Annotated in this window: 10 protein-coding genes and 1 pseudogene; 7 read left to right on the top strand and 4 right to left on the bottom strand. The window is 76.8% G+C overall.

From position 1 onward, the window contains the following. Nucleotides 1–28: 28 nt before the first annotated feature. The 7 genes and pseudogenes from ACFVSN_RS09775 (at nt 29) to ACFVSN_RS09805 (ending at nt 14,892) form a co-directional block, all read left to right on the top strand. Nucleotides 29–817, top strand: coding sequence for an ABC transporter ATP-binding protein (locus tag ACFVSN_RS09775; RefSeq protein ID WP_387954367.1), 789 nt, complete (start codon nt 29–31; stop codon nt 815–817). A gap of 161 nt (nt 818–978) precedes the next feature. After that, nucleotides 979–1,837: pseudogene (locus ACFVSN_RS09780) on the top strand (DUF4132 domain-containing protein). Continuing rightward, a complete protein-coding gene (locus tag ACFVSN_RS09785; protein ID WP_387954368.1) occupies nt 1,834–7,089 on the top strand; it encodes a hypothetical protein in 5,256 nt (1,751 codons plus the stop codon). Before ACFVSN_RS09780 ends, ACFVSN_RS09785 begins: the two are co-directional and overlap by 4 nt. After that, entirely contained in the window at nt 7,086–8,252 is a 1,167-nt protein-coding gene (locus ACFVSN_RS09790) for an AAA family ATPase (RefSeq protein ID WP_387954369.1), read from the top strand. Before ACFVSN_RS09785 ends, ACFVSN_RS09790 begins: the two co-directional genes overlap by 4 nt. A gap of 4 nt (nt 8,253–8,256) precedes the next feature. Continuing rightward, nucleotides 8,257–12,246 (top strand): DUF5682 family protein, encoded by a 3,990-nt coding sequence (locus tag ACFVSN_RS09795; RefSeq protein WP_387954371.1) that lies wholly within the window; start codon nt 8,257–8,259, stop codon nt 12,244–12,246. Next, nucleotides 12,243–14,249 carry a hypothetical protein gene (locus ACFVSN_RS09800; protein WP_387954372.1) on the top strand — a complete coding sequence of 669 codons (2,007 nt, stop codon included), beginning with the start codon at nt 12,243–12,245 and terminating at the stop codon, nt 14,247–14,249. Before ACFVSN_RS09795 ends, ACFVSN_RS09800 begins: the two co-directional genes overlap by 4 nt. Nucleotides 14,250–14,436: 187 nt before the next feature. Further along, complete coding sequence (locus ACFVSN_RS09805; protein WP_380436175.1) at nt 14,437–14,892, top strand: MarR family winged helix-turn-helix transcriptional regulator; 456 nt, start codon at nt 14,437–14,439, stop codon at nt 14,890–14,892. Nucleotides 14,893–14,945: 53 nt separating this feature from the next. On the opposite strand, the gene ACFVSN_RS09810 is transcribed toward ACFVSN_RS09805, so the two are convergent. Genes ACFVSN_RS09810 through ACFVSN_RS09825 form a run of 4 tightly spaced genes read right to left on the bottom strand, consistent with a single transcriptional unit; the run spans nt 14,946 to nt 18,699 of the window. Beyond that, nucleotides 14,946–15,518 (bottom strand): ATP/GTP-binding protein, encoded by a 573-nt coding sequence (locus ACFVSN_RS09810; RefSeq protein WP_380436177.1) that lies wholly within the window; start codon nt 15,516–15,518, stop codon nt 14,946–14,948. A 54-nt stretch (nt 15,519–15,572) separates the two neighbouring features. Next, on the bottom strand, nt 15,573–15,953 hold the full coding sequence (locus tag ACFVSN_RS09815) for a DUF742 domain-containing protein (RefSeq protein WP_380436179.1): 381 nt from the start codon (nt 15,951–15,953) through the stop codon (nt 15,573–15,575). Further along, a complete protein-coding gene (locus ACFVSN_RS09820) occupies nt 15,950–16,381 on the bottom strand; it encodes a roadblock/LC7 domain-containing protein (RefSeq protein WP_359957272.1) in 432 nt (143 codons plus the stop codon). The genes ACFVSN_RS09815 and ACFVSN_RS09820 overlap by 4 nt, the downstream gene beginning before the upstream one ends. Continuing rightward, nucleotides 16,381–18,699: a sensor histidine kinase gene (locus tag ACFVSN_RS09825; RefSeq protein ID WP_387954374.1), complete on the bottom strand. Its 2,319-nt coding sequence runs from the start codon at nt 18,697–18,699 to the stop codon at nt 16,381–16,383. Before ACFVSN_RS09825 ends, ACFVSN_RS09820 begins: the two co-directional genes overlap by 1 nt. Nucleotides 18,700–18,944 lie beyond the last annotated feature (245 nt).

Below are 18,944 nucleotides of genomic sequence, written 5' to 3' on the forward strand. Positions count from 1 at the left end.
GCACGCCCATCAACCCTCTGGAGACACCGTGGAGTTGACCGTCCAGGGCCTCACCGCCGGCTACGGCCCCGGGCGCCCCGTGCTCGACGGCGTCGACCTCGCCGTGCCGGCCGGCCGGGTCGTCGCCGTCGTCGGCCCCAACGGCTGCGGCAAGTCCACGCTGCTGCGGGCGGTCGCCCGGCTGCACCGGCCCGACGCCGGGCGGGTCCTGGTCGGCGGCGAGGACGTGTGGCGGCTGCGCCCGCGCCGGGCGGCGCACCGCGTCGCGCTGCTCCCGCAGAGCCCGCAGGCGCCCGAGGCGGTCACCGTCGCCGGCCTGGTGCGCTACGGCCGCCACCCGCACCAGGGCCTGTTCCGCCAGTGGTCCGCCGAGGACGAGCGGCGCACCGCCCACGCCCTGCGCGCCACCGGCGTCGAGGCGCTCGCCGACCGCCGCCTCGACCGCCTCTCCGGCGGCCAGCGCCAGCGCTGCTGGCTCGCCATGGTGCTGGCCCAGGACGCCCCCGTCGTCCTGCTCGACGAGCCGACCAGCGCCCTCGACCTCGGCCACGCCGTCGAGGTGCTGGAACTCGTCCGCGAGGTCGCGGCCGGCGGGCGCACCGTCGTCATGGTCCTGCACGACCTCGCGGCGGCGGCCCGCTACGCCGACCTGCTCGTCGCCCTGCGCGACGGCGCCGTCGTCGCCAGCGGCCCGCCCCGAGAGGTGGTCGACCCGGACCTCGTGCGCGCCCTGTACGACGTCGACACCGACGTCCTCCCCGCCCCGGCCGACGGCGCCCCGGTCATCGTCCCCCGCCCGCGCCCGCGCACCCGCTGACGGACCGCCGCGATTTCTCCGGGGGTGCCGGCCAGGATCGTTCACTCGTTCGAGGGGTTTGGTTTCCGCAGGTCGTGGAGCCGGGACCCTGGGCGTCGCGTTGTCAGTGGGCCTCGCTACGTTCCTCCCATCGCTGACCGACAGGTGGGAGGAGAACGGCTGTGGCATGGGTGGAGACGAGTGCGGGCGGGTACCGCGTCGCGCTCGACGGGGACGGCACGGTGCTGTGCCGGAACGCGGCGGGGCGGCAACTGAAGGCCGTGCCGCCGAAGCTCGGCGACGATCCGGTGGTCACCCAGCTGAGGCAGCTCGCCGAGTGGCTGGGGGCGCACGAGCGGCGCTGCCTGGAGGACGTCGAGCGGTGGATGGTGCGCTCGCTGCCCGTGCCCGCGGCCGTGGTCACCGCGGTGTGGGCGGACGAGGCCTGGCGCGGCGTCCTGCGGGACCTGGTCGCCGCCGGGGCGCGACGGCGAGGTCGCCGGGTTCCTGCGCGACGCCGACGCCGAGCGCGGGCTCGGGCTGGTCGACCCGGACGGCGACACCGTGCGCCTGGCCGACGGCGAGATCCGGATACCCCACCCCGTCCTCCTCGCGGACCTCGACGACCTGCGCGAGTTCGCCGTCGAACTCGGCGTCTCGCAGCGGGTCCAGCAGCTCTACCGCGAGGTCTGGCACCGGCCGGCGGAGGTGCCGGCGGGCACCGAGGTCACCACGTACGCGGGCGGGCGCTACAAGGAGCTGCGCGAGCTCGTCGGGCGCTGCGCCCGGCTCGGCTACCGGGTGCGCGGCGGCAGCGCCGTCGTGCCGGTGGTCGAGGACGGCCGCACGGTCGAGGCCCGGCTGTGGGTCGGCGACTACTACGACTACGACGAGTGCGAGACGGGCCCGCTGAGCTGGGCGGGGCCGGACGGCCGGGCGCTGCCGCTGGCGCAGGTCGGTCCGGTGGCGTGGTCCGAGGGCATGCGGATGGCCGCCGCGCTGTACGCCGGCCGCACGATCGAAGGGGAGGAAGCGGCATGACCGCCACCAGCCTGAACGGCACCACCGCCAACGGCATCACCGTCAACGGCACCGGCCCGGACGGCACCGGCCAGAGCGCCCTGCCGGATACCGGCCGGCACGAGCGGCTGCTCGACGCCGGCGCCGTCCTCCCGGCCGGCACCGTGCCCGGTGCCGGCCGCTCCGACAGCGCCGCGGACGTGCTGACCGCCCGCACCTACGCCCACCCCGCGCTCGACGGCCGCCGGATCGTCCGGCTGGTGCCCGGCGCGCTCGGCCCCGCCGAGGACCTGGCCGTCGACTTCCTCGGCCTCGCGCCGCAGGCCGAGCCCGCCGAGGTCGGCCAGGTGCGCCAGGAGGCGCTCGGCTTCCCGGCGTGGGCGCTGGTCCACGACCCGGCCAACGGGCACCACGCGCTGGCCCTGGTCAAGGAGCTGGAGCGGCTGGCCCGCCAGGCCAAGTCCAAGCCCGGCGCCGCCAAGGACGGCTTCGACGCGCTCGCCGCGCGCCTGGGCCGCGCCGTGCCGCACTTCCTGCCCACCTTCTGCGAGGAGGTCGGCCGGATCTTCCTCGGGGTCGGCAACCAGACCTACGCCGCGAGCTGGTTCGGCAAGGCCCGCGAGGCCGAGCGCACGCACGGCCTGGAGGTGGACGAGGAGCGGCTGCGCGCCGTCTTCCTGGAGTTCGCCCTGGCCGGCGCGCTCACCGTCAAGTCCCTGCGGCAGTACGTGAAGTCGCTCGGCGCCCGGCTCGACGCGGCGACGGCCTGGCAGCGCTTCCGCCAGCTGTGCACCGAGCGCGCCGCCGCCGGCATGGCCCCCTACGCGGGGGTGGCCGAGGACGCCCGCGCCCTCGTCAAGGCCGCGGGACTGGACCGGGAGGAGCACGAACAGTCCCTGCTCGCCGAGCTGCTGGCGGCACCGGCGGCCAACCGGGCACCCGTCGCGTTCTGGAAGTCCTGGCACGGCGCCCTCGTCGCCCTCGGCAGGCGCGACGAGGCGGTGCGGGTCCGCCTGCTGGAGCTGATGCCCACCGCGGGCGGCAACTCCGACGCCCCCGCGCACGACGCCGCCTGGCTTGCCGTGCTCGCCGAGACGGGCGCCGAGGGCCTGCTCACCGGTCCGCGCCCCGAGCACACCCCGGGCGCGCAGGGCGCGCAGGGCGCCGAGGACACCGCGCCCGCCGCCTGGCTCCGCCGCTGGACGGACCACATCGGCCGCGGCTGGGGCTCCCGGCCCACCTGCGCCGCCACGGTGGCGCTCGCAGGCCGGATGGCCGAGCGGCTGCGCGCCGACGGCACCCCGGTCGACCTCTTCACCGGGATCCGCCGCAGCACCACCCAACTCGACCTGCTGGAGCGGCTGCTGGCCGACGGCGTGCCCGTCGCCGACCCGCCGGCCGGCCTCGGCCTCGACCTCACCGGCTGGGCCCGCCACAGCGGCTCCACCGGCCCCGACCTGGCCGCCGTCGCCGCCGACCCCCGCTTCCGGGGCGTGCTGCGCGCGGCGACGCCCTCGGCGTGGGAGACGGCCGTGCAGCAGAAGCTGCCCGCGCTGCCGCTGCTGCGCGAGCTGTTCGCCGAGTGGGCGGACGAACGCGCCGCCGAGGTGGCGGCCGCCCGCGGCCTGGCCGGCGCCGCCGACCTCGTGCGCTCGCTCTCGCCGTACCGCTCGGTGCTCCGGTCGATCTCCCCCGCCGCCGCCGAGCGGATCGCGGCCCTCGACGTCGCCGGGCTGCTCGCCCGCGCGCTCGGCGCCGGCATCCTGGACGAACTCGGCTGGCCCGCCCTGGAGGAGGCGCTCGACAAGCTCGCCGACCCGCCCAAGTCCCCCGGCACCACCTCCGATCCCGTCGGCAGCCAGGACGACGACCTGGGGAAGACGCCCGGCGGCCGCACCCTGCAGGGCCTGATCGTCGAGGACGCCTGGCCGTACCTGATCCTCGCCCGCCTGGACCGCGCCGTCGTCGTCGGCCCGCAAGGCATCGTGCTGGAACACACCCTGCGCCTGCCCAAGCTCGAACAGTGGAGCCGCCCGCGGCTGCGCTTCGTCGACGGCGAACTCCTCGTCGTCTGGCACGAGAAGGGCAAGCAGCGGGCCTACTGGTCCGGCCGCCCGGCCGAGACCTTCGAACTCGGCGGCGAGACCATCGCCCGGTACTACTACGGCGACCGGCACCCCGAAGCCCCGTCCCTCCCGCTGCCCGGCGGCGGCCGGACCACCGGCGAGCGCCCGCTGCACACGGGCGACACCCGGATGCCCGCCGAGCACCCCGTCCTCGGCGACGGCACCGGCCACTGGACGCTGCGGCACGGCCCGACGGGCCGGGCGCTGCACGAGTTCGACCCGGCGACCGGCACCCTCGGCCGCGCCGCCGAACCGCCCGTGATCGCCGCCTCGGCCGCCGCGGGCACGCTCGACCTCGACCGTACGCGGCTGCTGCCGCTCCAGCCCGGCCTGGAGCACACGCCCTTCGGCACCGACGGCACAGTGCTGGGCAGCTGGGTGCGCGTCGACACCGGGCGCACCGTCACCACCGTCAGCGCCGACGGCCGCACGATCGTCATGCCCCTGAACGGGGCCCACCCGGACATCGTCCCCGTCGGCCGGCTCACCCTGCCGGGCACGGCCGCCGCACCGGGAGAGAGCACCCCGACGGGCCCGGTCGTCACCAGGTCGATCCGCGACCACCTCGCCCTCGCCCTGCCCGACCTCGGCCCCGACGTCGCCACCGCCGACCACGCCCGCACCGTCGACCTCAGCCCCTGCCGCCCCGGCGACCTCCAGGCCGTCGGCACCGGACTCGTCCCGCCGCTCGACCACTGGCACGCGCTGCGCCCCCGCGACGAGGCCGGCTCGCAGGTGCTGCGCGCCGTCACCCCCGAGCAGGCCGCCGCGCTGATCGACATCGCCTGGCCCGCCGACGTCGAACCGGTGCCCGAGAACGAGCAGCGCTGGCTCACCGTCCAGGGCGTGCGCCGCAAACTCACGCACCGCCGGGGCGCCCGCCGCAGGCTGCCCGTCCGGGCCGTCGGCGCAGCCCTCCCCGGCATCACCGACCCGCGGCTGCTCGCCGGCGTCACCGGACTCGCCCGGATCGCCGCCGAACTCCTCAACGGCGTCGGCCGGTTCGTCGAACAGCCCGAGGCCGAGGCTCGACCCACCGCCGCCACCGCCACCGCCGCCGCACCCCCCGAGCACCGGCCCGACCACGGCCGCGACGCCGAACTCCAGGCCGCCGTCAGCGGCTGGGTGCCCGACGTCGACCGCTACGGCTCCTCGTGGGGCGCCCCCGGCACCTGGAAGGTGCTGAACAACCTGCGCACCGTCACCGCCGTCCTCGCCGACCCGCCCCCGGCCACCGCCGAGGGCTGGAGCAGCCCGGCCTCCGTCGACCTCAAGGGCGGCGACATCCACCACGCGTGGCTGCCCCTGCTCGGCCGGCTCCACCTCCTGGTCCAGGCCGCGGCCTCCCCGCTCACCGAGCCCGCCCACCGCTCCACCCTCGTGCTCCTGCTCGGCGAGCTCACCCGGGGCCTGCTCGCCGACCGCGGCGCCACCGTGCGCCAGATCGCCCTCAGCGAGCCCACCGAGCGCACCACCACCGGCCGGCCCACCGCCCACCGCCAGGGCCAGGTGCTGCGCCACGGCGACCGCACCGTCGTCATCCTCGGCCACCGCAACACCCGCGGCGACCACGCGTACTGGCTGGCCGTCGACCACGACCCGAGCGGCGAGTTCGGTCCGGTCGACCACTTCACCACCATCGCGGAGCGCAACACCGAGGAGCGGCTCGACGCCGCCTGGATCGCCACGTTCCTGCGGGTCCTCGCCCTGCACGGGCCCGTCCCCGCCGACCGGGCGCGGGCCACGGCCTTCGGCGAGCTCACCGGCATCGGCACGGCCCGGGCCTCCCTGGTCCTCGCCGCGGCGCCCGCCCTCTTCCAGTGGCACGGCCCGGTGCTGCCCGCCGACCGGCTCCCGGACTTCGGCCTCAAGGCCGCCGAGGCCACCGCCGCCCGTGACTGGCTGCGCCGGCGCGAGCGCACCGGACTCGACGAGGTCTGGGCCGCGCTGCTGCCCGCCGACCCCGAGACCCTCCCGAGCGACGGCCCCGACCTCACCGCCGGAGCCGAGGCCTGGATCCGGCACTTCGGACGGCTCGTCACCCTCCCCGACGACGCCCAGGCCACCGTCACCGGCGTCGACGTCGACCACGTCGAGGCCGTCCTCAACCCCGACCGGACGCCCTGGCTGAGCCGCACCACCACCTTCCGCCTCACCACCACCCCCGACGGGTCGTCGAAGCAGATGGTCGCGGCCGACGCCTCCGCCGTCCCCGGCTTCGGAATGCTGCGCGGGGCCATCGACGCCCTCCGCTGGCTCGTCTACCACCTGCCCGCCGACAGCCCGCTGCGCCCGCTGCTGCCGCGCACCGCCACCGCCCTGCGTGAACGCCTCGCGGACCCGGAGCTCCTGTTCGACTTCAACCTCTTCCAGACCGCCAAGGGCCAGTCGCTGGCCGTGATCCTGCGCTCCCACTTCGGCCTGCCCCCCGAGGGCGGCGCCGACCCCGACGGGCTGGTCCGCTGCGGCCGGGCCCTCGTCCTCGCCCCCAGCGGCGGCACCATGGAGCGGGTCCTGCTGCGCCCCGCCGGGCTCACCGGCGCCGACGACCAGGTGCTCGAACTGCTGGAGGGACTGGGCGCGGGCTACGGGCTCGCGAGCGAGCTCGCCGCCATCGCGGCCGTCCTCGGCGGCGAACCGGAGAACCTGGCCGCCCCCACGGAGCCGGCCGGCTCCGCCGAGGGCGACGCGCGGTGGCTGCACAACCCGCAGTTCTCCGTCCCCGCCCTCGTCACCGAGGCGGCCCGCACCCACGGCCTCGGCGAGGACGCCGCCGCGCTCTACCTCCAGCTCCTCGCCCTGCCCGACCCCACCGACCGCAACGCCGCCCGCTGGACGGGCTGGAAGCCCGCCCGGCTCAAGCGCGCCCGCGCCGAACTCGCCGCCACCGGCCTCGTCATGGAGGCCAAGCGGGCCCGCGCCGGCCGCACGCTCTTCCTGCCCTGCGGCTGGCAGGAGGCCAAGGCGCCCGCCCTGCCCGCCGAGACCTGGAAGGCCGACTTCTACGAGCTGGCCACCCACCGTCCCGCGCTGCCGCACCAGCCCGTCCCGGAGCTGTTCGCCCGCGCCTGGCAGCGGACCGTCGACGGCGACGCCCCCGGATACGAACAGCTCCAGACCGCGAAGCGCAGGAAGGTCCGCCGATGACCGCCCCCACCACGACCCCTCCCGGCACGACCCCGGCCGACGCGCCCGCCCGGCAGATCACGCCGCCCGAGGAGAAGTACGCCGCCGAACTCGAGTTCCTCGCCGCGCACGATTCCGGTCCGCGCCCGCCCGGCTGGCGGCTGACCCCGCGCGCCGTCGTCACCTTCGTCCTCGGCAGCGACGGCGAGAAGCTCAAGGCGGGCCGCAAGGGCCTCGTCATCGAGCGGAAGTTCGTCGGCGAGCGGGCACTGGTCGAGCGCTGCGTCGTCACCCTCGCCGGCGAGCGCGGCCTGCTGCTCGTCGGCGAGCCCGGCACCGCCAAGTCGATGCTCTCCGAACTGCTCGCCGCCGCCGTGTGCGGCACCAGCGCGCTCACCGTCCAGGGCACCGCCGGCACCACCGAGGACCAGCTCAAGTACGGCTGGAACTACGCCCTCCTGCTCGCCAAGGGCCCCAGCCGGGAGGCCCTCGTGCCGTCCCCGGTCCTCACCGCGATGACGGCCGGCGCCGTCGCCCGGGTCGAGGAGGTCACCCGCTGCCTGCCGGAGGTGCAGGACGCCCTGGTCTCGCTGCTCTCCGAACGCCGCGTCGCCGTCCCCGAGCTGGCGGGCACCCCGGACGCCCAGCTGCACGCCGCCCCCGGCTTCACCCTGATCGCCACCGCCAACCTGCGGGACAAGGGCGTCAGCGAGATGTCCGCGGCCCTCAAGCGGCGGTTCAACTTCGAGACGGTGGGCCCGATCGCGAGCCTCGCCGCCGAGGTCGACCTGGTCCGCCGCCAGTCCACCGCCGCCGTCGCCCGCGCGGGCGCGCCGTTCGCGGTGGACGACACCGTCCTCGAAGCGCTGGTCACCGCCTTCCGGGACCTGCGCACCGGCCGCTCCACCGAGGGCTGGGACGTCGAGCGCCCGTCCACGGTGATGAGCACCGCCGAGGCCGTCTCGGTCGCCACCGCCCTCGGCGTCACCGCCGCCTACCTGCCCGACGGCGGCGACCTGCTCGGCCGCCTGCCCGGCCAGCTGATCGGCGTCGTGCGCAAGGACGACCCGGCCGACGCCGGCCGGCTGCTCGGCTACTGGGACGGCCCGGTCCGGCGCCGCGCCGAACAGGGCGCCGCCACCTGGCGCACCCTGTGGGACCTGCGCCCGGCCCTGGAGGCGTGAGGTCATGAGCAGCGCGGTGATGCCCGAAATCCCGACCGGTGCCGCCGGGTTCGACGGCTCCCGGCAGGCCGTCGAGGAGGCGGCGGCCCGCCTGGCCGCCGCCGGCACCGAACGGCCCGGGCCGTACCTGATCGGCGTGCGCCACCACGCGCCGTCCCTCAGCGCGGTCGTCCCCGCGCTGCTCGACGCCGCCCGGCCCGAGGCGGTGCTGGTCGAACTCCCCGCCGAGTTCCAGCCCTGGCTCGGCCACCTGGCGGACGAGGCCACCGAGGCCCCGGTCGCCCTCGTGGCGGCCCCCGCCGACCTTTCCACCGAGAGCGCTGACGGGCCGGCCTTCTACCCGTTCGCCGACTTCTCCCCGGAGCTCGCCGCCCTGCGCTGGGCCCGGCGCAACGGCGTCGAGGCCCTCGCCTGCGACCTGCCGCTCGCCCACCGGGGCGCCGGGCAGCGGTCCGCGGGCGGCCCGGCCGCCGGCCCGTCCGTCACCGACGCCCTGCGCCGGCGGCTCACCGGCCGCGAGGGCGACGAGGACCTCTGGGACCGCCTCGTCGAGACCGCCGCCCCCGGCTCCGCCCCGGAGGCGGTCCGCCGGGCCGCGCTGCTGGTCGGCTGGGCCATGCGCCGCGACGCCGAGACCGGTCCCGGCGTCGACCCGTACGACCTCCGGCGCGAGGCCTGGATGCGCGCCCGGATCGCGGCCGCCTCGGCCGGCGGGCGGCGCGTCGCCGCCGTGATCGGCGCCTTCCACGCACCGGCGCTGCTCGAAGGGCCGCACACCGACGAAACGCACGCCGACCAGTCGTACGCCGCCTGGCCGCACGCCCACGGGCCCCACGCCGACGACGAACCGCCGGGCGCGGAGGCGCCCGCCCACGTCGTCTCCCTCATCCCCTACACCTACCCGCTCCTGGACGCCCGCTCCGGCTACCCGGCCGGCATCCGCGACCCCGAGTGGCAGCACACCGTCCTCGACGCGGCCGGCGACCCGGACCGCCTCGCCGCCGCCCTCACCATCACCGCCGTCCGCATCACCGAGGCCCTGCGCACCCAGGACCACCCCTCGGGCCCCGCCGACGCCCGCGAGATCGTCCGCCTCACCGGCGACCTCGCCCGCCTGCGCGGCCTCGCCGCCCCCGGCCGCGGCGAACTCGTCGAAGCCGTCCAGACCGTCCTCGCCCAGGGGGAACCCCTCGGCCGCGGCCGGGCCGTCGCCCGCGCCCTCGAACGCGTCCTCGTCGGCAGCCGCACCGGCCGCGCCACCCCCGCAGCACCCCGCAGCGGCCTCGGCCCCGCCGTCGAAGCCCTCACCGAGACGCTCGGCCTGCCCGGCCCCGCCGAACCGGGCCCGCGCGAACTGCGCCTCGACCCGCTGCGCAGCGCCCTCGACCGCCGCCGCGAGACCCTGCTGAACCGCCTCTCCGCCTGCGGCGTCCCCTACGGCGACCGGGTCGACTCGACGGGCCCGGGCGGCACCGAAACCCTCGGCACCCGCTGGCGCCTGCACTGGACCCCGGCCACCGCCGCGATGCTCACCGTCGCCGGCACCCGCGGCGTCACCCCCGCCCAGGCCGCCGAAGGCACCCTGCGCGACCGCCTCCGCCGCGAGCAGCAGGCCGACGGCCCCACCCCGCGCGACGTCATCCAGGGCCTCGCCGACGCCGCGGCCTGCGACCTCCCGGCCCTCACCCGCACCCGCCTCACCCAACTCGCCACCACCCTCCCCGCCGCCGGCACCCTCCCCGACCTCCTCGACGCCCTCACCACCCTGGACCGCCTGTCCGCCGGCCACTTCCCCGTGACCCTGACCCCACCCGCGCCCGAACAGGAGCCGGCAGACGGCGCCGCGCAGGGCACTGCGCCCCCGGTCACCGTCACGGCGCCGGGCGCGCAGTCGGAGCCGGCGGGGGAGTCGGCCCCGGGCGTCGTGTGCGGCGTGCCCGTGCCGGGTGGCGCCCACGTCGGCTCCGGGCCTGCACCGGACACCACGTCCCTGGCCGCCCCCACCCAGGCCCACCCCCGAGCGGCGCTTCCCGACGCCCCCGCCACCGGCCCCGCCACCGATCCCACCGGCGCCCCCGACGTCCTTCTGCCGCAGGGCGGTTCTGCGCTGTCGGACCGTCACCCCTTCACGCCGTCCCCCGGAAGCGCCGCCCCGCTGCCGCACGGCGCCGCCCCGGAGGCGGCCACCCCCTCCCACCTCCATGCCTCGCCGGCCGCCGTCAGCGACCTCCTGATCGCCGCTGCCGTGCGGCAGTTGGAGGGCCTGAGCGGGTCCGACGATCCTGCGGACGCGCGGGCACTGGTGGAGCTGGCACGGCGGGCGGATCTCGACGGCGGGGTCCGGCTCGGGTACGTGCTGCGCGAACTCGCTGCCAGTGGAAGCCCGTTGGTGCGTGGTGCCTCCGGGGCCGTCCGCGTCCTGCTCGGGCAGGACCCGGCCGCCGAGCTCGGTGGCCGGGCCGCGTCGTGGGTCGACGGCGCGACCGTGCCGGAGGCGCGCCATGCCCTCGCCCGGTCACTGGTCGGGCTGTTGACGGCCGCCGAGGGGCTGTTCGCAGCCGCGCCCGAGGCACTCGAACCCGTCCTGGAACGAGTCGTCTCCCTGCCCGACGAGGCCTTCCTCGACCGCCTGCCCGCCCTGCGCGGAGGCTTCGACACGCTCAGCCCGGCCGCCCGCGACCGGCTGCTGGCGCTGGTCGAGGAGCGCCTCGGCACGCGGCTCGTCGACCTGCCCGACGCCGTGCCGCCCGCCGTCCTGGCGACGTGGGCCAGGGCCGACCTCGCCGCCCGCGGCGTGCTCGGCGAACTCGGACTGCTCCCGGCACCACCCACCGCACCCGACCGCACCCCGGAGCCCCTGCCCACCCTCCCCGAAACCGGCCACAGCCTCGCCCCCGCCGAACGCTGGCGTCTGCTCCTCGGCCGCCCCGGCGGCTCCGGCCGGGGCGCCCGCGCCGCCCGACTCGCCACCGCCCTCGACGAGTTGTACGGGACCGGCCGGGGCGAGGGCTCCGGCCCCGGCCTGGACGGCCAGGGCCGCCGGGGCGGCCGCGAGGCCCCCTACCCGGGGGTCCGCGAGTGGGCCGAGGAGCTGTCGGCGCTGTTCGGGCCCGGGATCCGCGAGGAGGTCCTGGCGGCGGCCGTCGCCCAGGGCCGTACGGACGCCCTGGAGGCGATCGACCCGGGCGCCGCCCGCCCGTCCGTCGAGCTGCTGCGCACCGTCCTGGAGCACGCGGGCGGTCTGCCGGAGGCGCGGGTGGCCGGGCTGCGCCCGCTGGTGCGGCGCCTGGTGGAGGAGCTCACCCGCGAGCTGGCGACCCGGCTGCGCCCGGCGCTGACCGGCATCAGCCTGCCGCGCCCGAGCCGTCGCCCGGGCGGCGGGCTGGACCTCGACCGCACGATCCGCGCGAACCTCGCCACCGCCCGCCCCGCCCCGGACGGCGGCACCGTGATCGTGCCGGAACGCCCGGTGTTCCGGACGCGGGCGCGGAAGTCGGCGGACTGGCGGCTGATCCTCGTGGTGGACGTCTCCGGCTCGATGGAGGCGTCGACGGTCTGGGCGGCGCTCACCGCCTCGATCCTGGCCGGGGTGCCGTCGCTGAGCACGCACTTCGTGGCCTTCTCCACCGAGATCGTCGACCTGACCGAGCGCGTGGAGGACCCGCTGGGCCTGCTGCTGGAGGTGCGGATCGGCGGCGGCACGGACATCGCGTCCGGCCTGCGCTACGCGCGGGAGCTGGTGACGGTGCCGTCGCGCACGCTGGTCGCCGTGATCAGCGACTTCGAGGAGGGCGGCCCGGTCGGCGCGCTGCTCGCGCAGACCCGGGCGCTGGTGGACTCGGGCGTGCACGTGCTCGGCTGCGCGGCGCTCGACGACACGGGCACGGCCCGGTATTCGACCGCGGTCGCGGGCCGATTGGTCGCGGCCGGCATGCCGGTGGCGGCACTGAGCCCGCTGGAACTGGCCCGCTGGGTGGGGGAGAAGGTGCGATGACGGCAGGGTCGATCGGTTGGCCGCGGGTGCGGCCCGAGGTGGTCGCCGAGGTGGTGGCGGGGCTGAGCGCCCGGCTGCAGAAGCGGCTGGACGGCGCGGCGGCGAAGCTGGCGGAGCGTCCGGTGACGAGCTCCGGCGACGAGTGGCGGGTGGAGGTGGACGAGGAGACGGTGCTCGTCCTGCACGCCCCGGGCGGGGTGCTCGCCGACCCGTCCGGCGTGCACTGCGGCTGCCTGCTCGCCCCGGCGTGCGTGCACCGGGCGGCGGCGGTCACGCTGTGCCCGCTGGCCGACGCCACGGACGATCCAGAGCCGTCCGGGCCGTCCGAACCCGCCTCACCCACCGAACCCGCTGATCCCGCCGCTCCCACCGAACAGGCGGCGGACGACGACGTCCTCACCCCCGCCGAGCAGAGCGCCGCCCGCCACCTCCACCACGCCGCGGCCGCCGTCCTGGCGGCGGGCGTGAGCGGGGCGGGAGCCGTCGCCCAGGCGGAGCTGCTGCGGGCGGCCCACAGCGCCCGCGCGGCGGGGCTGTACCGCCCGGCCGCGGTGGCGGTCACCGTGGCGACGCGGATCCGCGCGGCCCGCTCCGGCGCGCCGGACCACCGCCTCGCGGACCTCGTCGCCGACCTGCGCGAGCTGCTCACCCTCACCCGCCGCCTCACCGCGGACCCGGCCGCCGGCCCCGCCGCCGGTTCCGTCACCGGTTCCGCTACTGGTCCCGTCCGCGGCCCGGTCGCGGAGCTGCGCGGCACCGCCCGCCAGGCGTACGGCGACGCGGGCGGGCTGCGGCTGCACGGGCTGTTCGCCGAGCCGGTGCTGACGGCCACGCACGCGGGCGTGCTCAGCTGGGCGGTGGACGCGGGCGGCCGGCTCAGCACCGTCTCCGAGGTGCTGCCGTACGCCGACCCCGACGCGGCGGCCGCACAGGCCGTCGGGGCGGGCAACCGGGCGGTCCGGCTGGGCGACACCTCGCTGAGCCACCGCGAGTTCACGCGCGCCGGGCTGGCCGTCCAGGGCGCCACCAGATCGGCGAGCGGACGGCTCGGGGCCGGCGCCGCCGTGCGCGCCGTCCGGGCCGCGGGCGCGGCGTGGACGGCGGAGCCCGTCGCCGGCCTCTGGGCCGAACCGGTGGCCGCCCAGGTGGAGCGCGCGCTCGCGGCGCAGGCCGTCCCGTACGAGACGCGCCCGGCCGGGAGCGACCTCCTGTTCCTGGACGTCACCCTGCTGGGCCCGACGAGCGACGCTCCCACCGAGCACGCCCCGGCGAAGACGCCCGGGGGAGCACCACGCCTCCTGGCACGCTGCGGCGAGGACGGCCCGGTGGTCGCGCTGCGCGCCGCCCACGACCACCCGGGGCTCGCCCACCGCGCGAACCTGGCCCTGCTCGCCGCCGCCCCCGGCCTGCGGCTGCGGGTGATCGGCCGCCTGGAGCGCGCGGTCCGTCCCGAACTGCGGCTGCTCGCGATCGGCACCGCTGTGGCCGAGGCGTCCACCGACACCCCGGACGCCGGCCCGACCGACACCCCGACCAGCACCCCGACGCTCGCCCTCCCCGCCGACCGGGCCGGCCGCGTCAACCTCGGCCTGGAACGCCTCCAGGCCGCCGACGTCCCCGTGACCCCGGGCGTCCCCGCGACCCCGGGCGTCCCCGCCCCTCCCCTCGACCCGTCCGCCCACCCGCTGGACCCGCCCGCGCACCTGCTCGGCCGTCGGATCGAGCAGACCGTCACCTCCGGCCGGAGCGCCCTGACCCCGGGGACGAGCACGACCGCAGCCGATGGCGCCCGGCTGCGCGAGGCGGGCCTGACGACCGCCGCCGACCTCCTCGACGCGCTGCGCACCGCCGCGACCGACCACCGCCGCGACGTGTTCGGCCGCGTGCTCCCCGACGACCACAGCACGTTCACCACCGCCTGGCTGGCCGCCGCGCACTACACGGAGGCCCTGGCGACGGCCCTCTGCCAGGCGGCCTGGACCCCACCGGAGGCCCACGCATGATTCGCTGAGTCTGATTCCCCGGGCCTGATTCCCTGAGCCTGAATCCCCGGGCCTGATTCCCCGAGCCGCCCACACCGGGCGCCCCGCGCCCGACACATAAGGCCAGGTAATTGCAGAAACAGGTAACCGGCGTCGGCTGTCATACTGAGCGGACGAGCGACCGAACCGCGCGAGAGGGAGTCGAGCCATGGGGATCCGTGACGACGCCGCCGAGATCCGGGCCGGCGGCTGGCGCACGCTCGCCGCGCTGCACGGGCTGATCGACACGGCGCTGGAGAAGGCGCTCCAGGCGGAGCACCGGCTCTCGGTGGTCGAGTACACGGTGCTGGACGCGCTGTCGCGCCAGGACGGCTGGCACATGCGGATGCAGCAGCTGGCCCGGGCGGCGGCGCTGAGCAGCAGCGCGACCACCCGGCTGGTGGCGCGGCTGGAGGGTCGCGGCCTGCTCAGCCGCTACCTCTGTCCGGACGACCGCCGCGGGATCTACACCGAGCTGACGCCGGAGGGCCGGGAACTGCTCGCCGCCGCCCGCCCGGTGCACGACGCCGCCCTGGAGGCGACGCTGGCCCGGGCGGCGGAGGTACCGGAGCTGGCACCGCTGGTCCGTGCGCTCGCGGCCCTGGAGACGCCCGCCTCCGCCTGAAACGGCACCCCACCCCGCCCGTCAGTACCCCCACCCGTCATTACCCCCGCGCCTCAGCGCCGCCCGGCGAGGGCGTTGCGGTGGACGCGGTCGAGCAGGGCGAGCAGGAGCTCCTTGCTGGAGGCCCGTTCCCGCACGTCGCAGAGGACGACCGGCACCTCGGGCCCGAGGTCGAGGGCGTGGCGGACGTCCTCCGGGGTGGCGTCGCGGCGGCCGTGGAAGCAGTTGACGCCGATCGCGAAGGGGATGCCCCGTTGCTCGAAGAAGTCGACGGCGGCGAAGCTGGTTTCGAGCCGGCGGGTGTCGGCGAGGACGATCGCGCCGAGGGCGCCGAGGGCGAGGTCGTCCCACATGAACCAGAAGCGGAACTGCCCGGGCGTGCCGAAGAGGTAGAGCACCAGGTCGTCGCGGACGGTGATGCGGCCGAAGTCCATGGCCACCGTGGTGGTGGACTTGCCCTGGACGCCTTCGAGGCTGTCGACCCCGATGCTGGCGCGGGTCATCCGCTCCTCGGTCTGCAGGGGTTCGATCTCGCTGACCGAGCCGACCATGGTGGTCTTGCCGACGCCGAAGCCGCCGGCGACGAGGATCTTGACCGCGCCCGGCACGAGGCTCTGGGTCGTCAATTCGGTCTCCTGGTAGGGGAGTGGGAGTTGCTGGGTGAGGGGGCCGCCGCCGGTTCAGAGCCGGCGGACCCCCTCGATCACGGCCTGGATCAGGGAGATGTCCGGCGCCTCGGCGAGCTGGACCGGGGCGCGGGTGAGGATCAGCCGGGCCTCGGCCAGGTCGTCGAGGAGCACCTTGACCACGCTCACCGGCAGGTCGAGCGTGGCCGCGATCTCGGCCACCGCCAGTGGCCGTTCGCGGCACAGGTCGATGATCGCGGCCGGTTCGGGGGTGAGCCGGCTGGTGTCGGTGCGGGGGTCGGCGGTGACCACGAGGGTGATCAGCGCGAAGCCGTCACGGACCGGGCCGGTGCGCCCGTTGGTGATCGCGTAAGGACGGACCAGGTGGCCTGCGTCCTTGTCGAAGAACCAGGCCTCGTCGGCGTCGGCGGTCACGCACCGCCACCCACGCCGACCTGGCCGGCGTCGCTGCGCGGCGCGGCGGTGAGGTACTGGCCGACCTGCTTGACCAGCATGTTGATCTCGTAGGCCATCAGCCCGGCGTCGACCTGCTCGCTGGTGAGCACGGCCAGACGGGCGCCCTGGCCGGCGGTGGTGACGAACAGGAACAGCTGGTCCATCTCGATCACGGTCTGCCGGACGCGTCCGCCGTTGAATCGGTGGCCGGCGCCGCGGGCGAGGCTCTGCAGCCCGGAGGCGACGGCGGACAGGTGCTCGGCGTCGGCCCGGTCCAGGCCCTGGGACAGGCCGACCAGCAGGCCGTCCTCGGAGAGGACGATGGCGTGCCGGGTCTCGGGTACCCGCGCCACCAGCTGGTCCAGCAGCCAGTTGAGGTCGCGCTGGGTGTCGGTGTGCTGCGTCATCACTGCTGTTCCTTGGCTTCCTTAGCGGCGGGAGGCGCGGCCGGTGCGGGGGGTGTGGTGGGTGCGGTCGGCGCGATGGGCGTGGCAGACGTGGCAGGTGTGGCAGGTGTGGTGGGCGTGCCGGGTGCGGTCGGCGCGCCCGGCACGGGGTCGGACGCGCGGGCGGTCCGGGTGCCGCGCTGGATGGCGGCCATGGTGGCGCGGGAGCGCTGGGGGGACGGTTCGTCGGCGTAACCGCGAGCGCCGCCGCCCTGGGGACCGTCGCCCCGGGAGCCGTCGCCCCGCCCGGCGTCCCCGAAGTCGCTGTAGACGCTGCCGCCGTCGCTCCCGCCGTACCGGGGAGCTGGGGCGGGGGCGACGGGGCCGGTCGGGCCCGCCATGCCGCCGGGCGCGTTGGCCTCCCGCAACTGCTCGGCGAGGCTGGCGTTGCGGACCCGCTGCGGCAGGACGCGCGGGGTGCGCAGTTCGCCGTCCGGGTCGTGGGCGAACGGGGCGTCGGCCGCGCGCTCGTGGGTGGGCGCGATCCGGTCGGCGGACACGGTGCCGAGGTCGGACTCGACCGCGTCGCTCGCCCCACCTGTCCCGCTCGCCCCACCCGTCCCGCTCGACCCACCGGTGCCGTCGCCACCGAGGCCGTCGGCGTGGCTCTCGGCCATGTCGTCGTACGGGCGCGGGTACACGGGCCGGGGGACGACGACGGCGCCGGGCAGGCCGGGGATCGAGGCACCCACGGTCAGGCCGCCGTTGGCGGGCTGAGCGGCCTGCGCGTCGTCCCGGTCGTCGTCCACGGGGTACTGGGCGAGGAGCTCGCTGATGACGGAGCTGGAGCCGGAGCCGGCCCCGGACCCAGAGCCACCGCCGACCGGACGCACCGGAAGCGCGGGAGGCGCCGGAACAGCCGACGGCGCGGAGCCGACCGGCGGCGCCGAAGCGCCCGGAGGTATCGAGGACGCCGGGGGCACAGTCGGCATGGACGGCATGGACGGCATGGACGGCATCGAGGGAACCACCGGTACGGCCGGAACCGCGGGCATCGAGGGCCCCGGGGCCACGTCCTCCAGCACGCCGAGGTCGTCCACCAACTCCCCGTCCAGCACGCCGAGATCGTCCGCCGCCGCCGGACGCGGCCCCGGCACGGGCGTGCGGGTGACGCGTGCGCCGGAGGGCAGCCCGGGCACCGCGGCCGGCTGCTCGGCCTTCTCCAGCAGCACGGCCGGCACCAGCACCACGGCCCGGGTGCCGCCGTACGGCGAGGGGCGCAGGGTCACCTGGATCTCGTGCCGGGCGGCCAGGCGCGCGACGACGAACAGGCCGAGCCGCAGGTCGTCGCCGAGCGCGGAGACGTCCAGCTCGGGCGGGTTGGCGAGGTAGTCGTTGAGCCGCTCGTACTCCTCCTCGCCCATGCCGAGGCCGCGGTCCTCGACCTCGACCGCGAGCCCCTTCGGGACCTCCTGCGCGGAGACCTGCACCTGGGTGTAAGGCGGCGAGAAGGTGGTGCCGTTCTCGATCAGTTCGGCGACGAGGTGGATGACGTCGGCGACGGCCTGCCCGCTGAGGGAGGCGCGCGGCACGCCCTGCACGACGACGCGCGAGTAGTTCTCGGTCTCCGACACGGCGCTGCGCAGCACGTTGACGACCGGAACGGCGTTGCGCCAGCGGCGGGCGGGCAGCGCGCCGCCGAGGATCACCAGGTTCTCGGCGTTGCGCCGCATGCGGGTGGCGAGGTGGTCGACGGCGAACAGCTCGCGCAGCAGCTCGGGTTCCTCGTGCTCGCGCTCCAGCGCGTCGAGCATGCTGATCTGCCGGTGGATCAGGATCTGGGTGCGGCGGGCGATGTTGAGGAAGACCTTCTTCGTGCCCTCGCGGCCCTGTGCCTGGTGGACGATCGCGGCGACGGCGGCCTGGCGGACGGCGGCGAGGCCGTCGGCGATCTGCTGCGCCTCGTCGCCGGTGCGCCGGGACGGGGACCAGGTCGGCGGCACGGGCACGGGCTCGCCGGAGCGCAGCCGTCCGACGACGGCGGGCAGTTCCTGCTGGGCGAGGGCGAGGGTGTCGGCGCGGAGTCCGGCGAGGCGGGCCGGCAGCGAGCGGGCCGCGCGGATGCCGCGGACCAGGCTGACCAGCAGGACCAGTGCGACGGCGGCGCTGCCGGCGGCGAGCGCGGTGTTCTGCCCGGCGTCGCGCAGCAGGTAGGCGGCGTAGCCCCAGGCGGCGGCGAGGCCCACGCTGGGGACCAGCACGAGGAGGAGGAGCGAGCTGCGGAGGGAGCCGGACCGGCCGGCGCGGTGGCCCGTGCGGGGGGCCGATATGCCTGGCATCTGATTCCTTGTTGCTGGGCCGAACGGCGGTTGTGCCCGCGCGCGGTCCGGCCGGGGCTTCGGGGCGCCACGGCCGGGGTTGCCGGACGGGGGTGACGCAGTGTCACGATCATGACGCGGTGTCACGGGGGTGACTCGGTGTCAGTGTCCGGGCGGGGTGCAGCACGGCCGCCGACGGCAGGAACGCTACCAGCCCCAGGTGCCCTCATCGCAACATCAACTGACGATATGTGACCGGCTGATGG

The organism is Kitasatospora sp. NPDC057904 (assembly GCF_042887925.1).
Classification (GTDB): domain Bacteria; phylum Actinomycetota; class Actinomycetes; order Streptomycetales; family Streptomycetaceae; genus Kitasatospora.

What these genes read in the sequence shown, in the direction of transcription:
- ACFVSN_RS09790 (WP_387954369.1), top strand. Translation starts at nt 7,086, where the DNA reads ATGACCGCCCCCACCACGACCCCTCCCGGCACGACCCCGGCCGACGCG.
- ACFVSN_RS09795 (WP_387954371.1), top strand. Translation starts at nt 8,257, where the DNA reads ATGAGCAGCGCGGTGATGCCCGAAATCCCGACCGGTGCCGCCGGGTTC.
- ACFVSN_RS09785 (WP_387954368.1), top strand. Translation starts at nt 1,834, where the DNA reads ATGACCGCCACCAGCCTGAACGGCACCACCGCCAACGGCATCACCGTC.
- ACFVSN_RS09800 (WP_387954372.1), top strand. Translation starts at nt 12,243, where the DNA reads ATGACGGCAGGGTCGATCGGTTGGCCGCGGGTGCGGCCCGAGGTGGTC.
- ACFVSN_RS09820 (WP_359957272.1), bottom strand. Translation starts at nt 16,381, where the DNA reads ATGACGCAGCACACCGACACCCAGCGCGACCTCAACTGGCTGCTGGAC.
- ACFVSN_RS09805 (WP_380436175.1), top strand. Translation starts at nt 14,437, where the DNA reads ATGGGGATCCGTGACGACGCCGCCGAGATCCGGGCCGGCGGCTGGCGC.
- ACFVSN_RS09825 (WP_387954374.1), bottom strand. Translation starts at nt 18,699, where the DNA reads ATGCCAGGCATATCGGCCCCCCGCACGGGCCACCGCGCCGGCCGGTCC.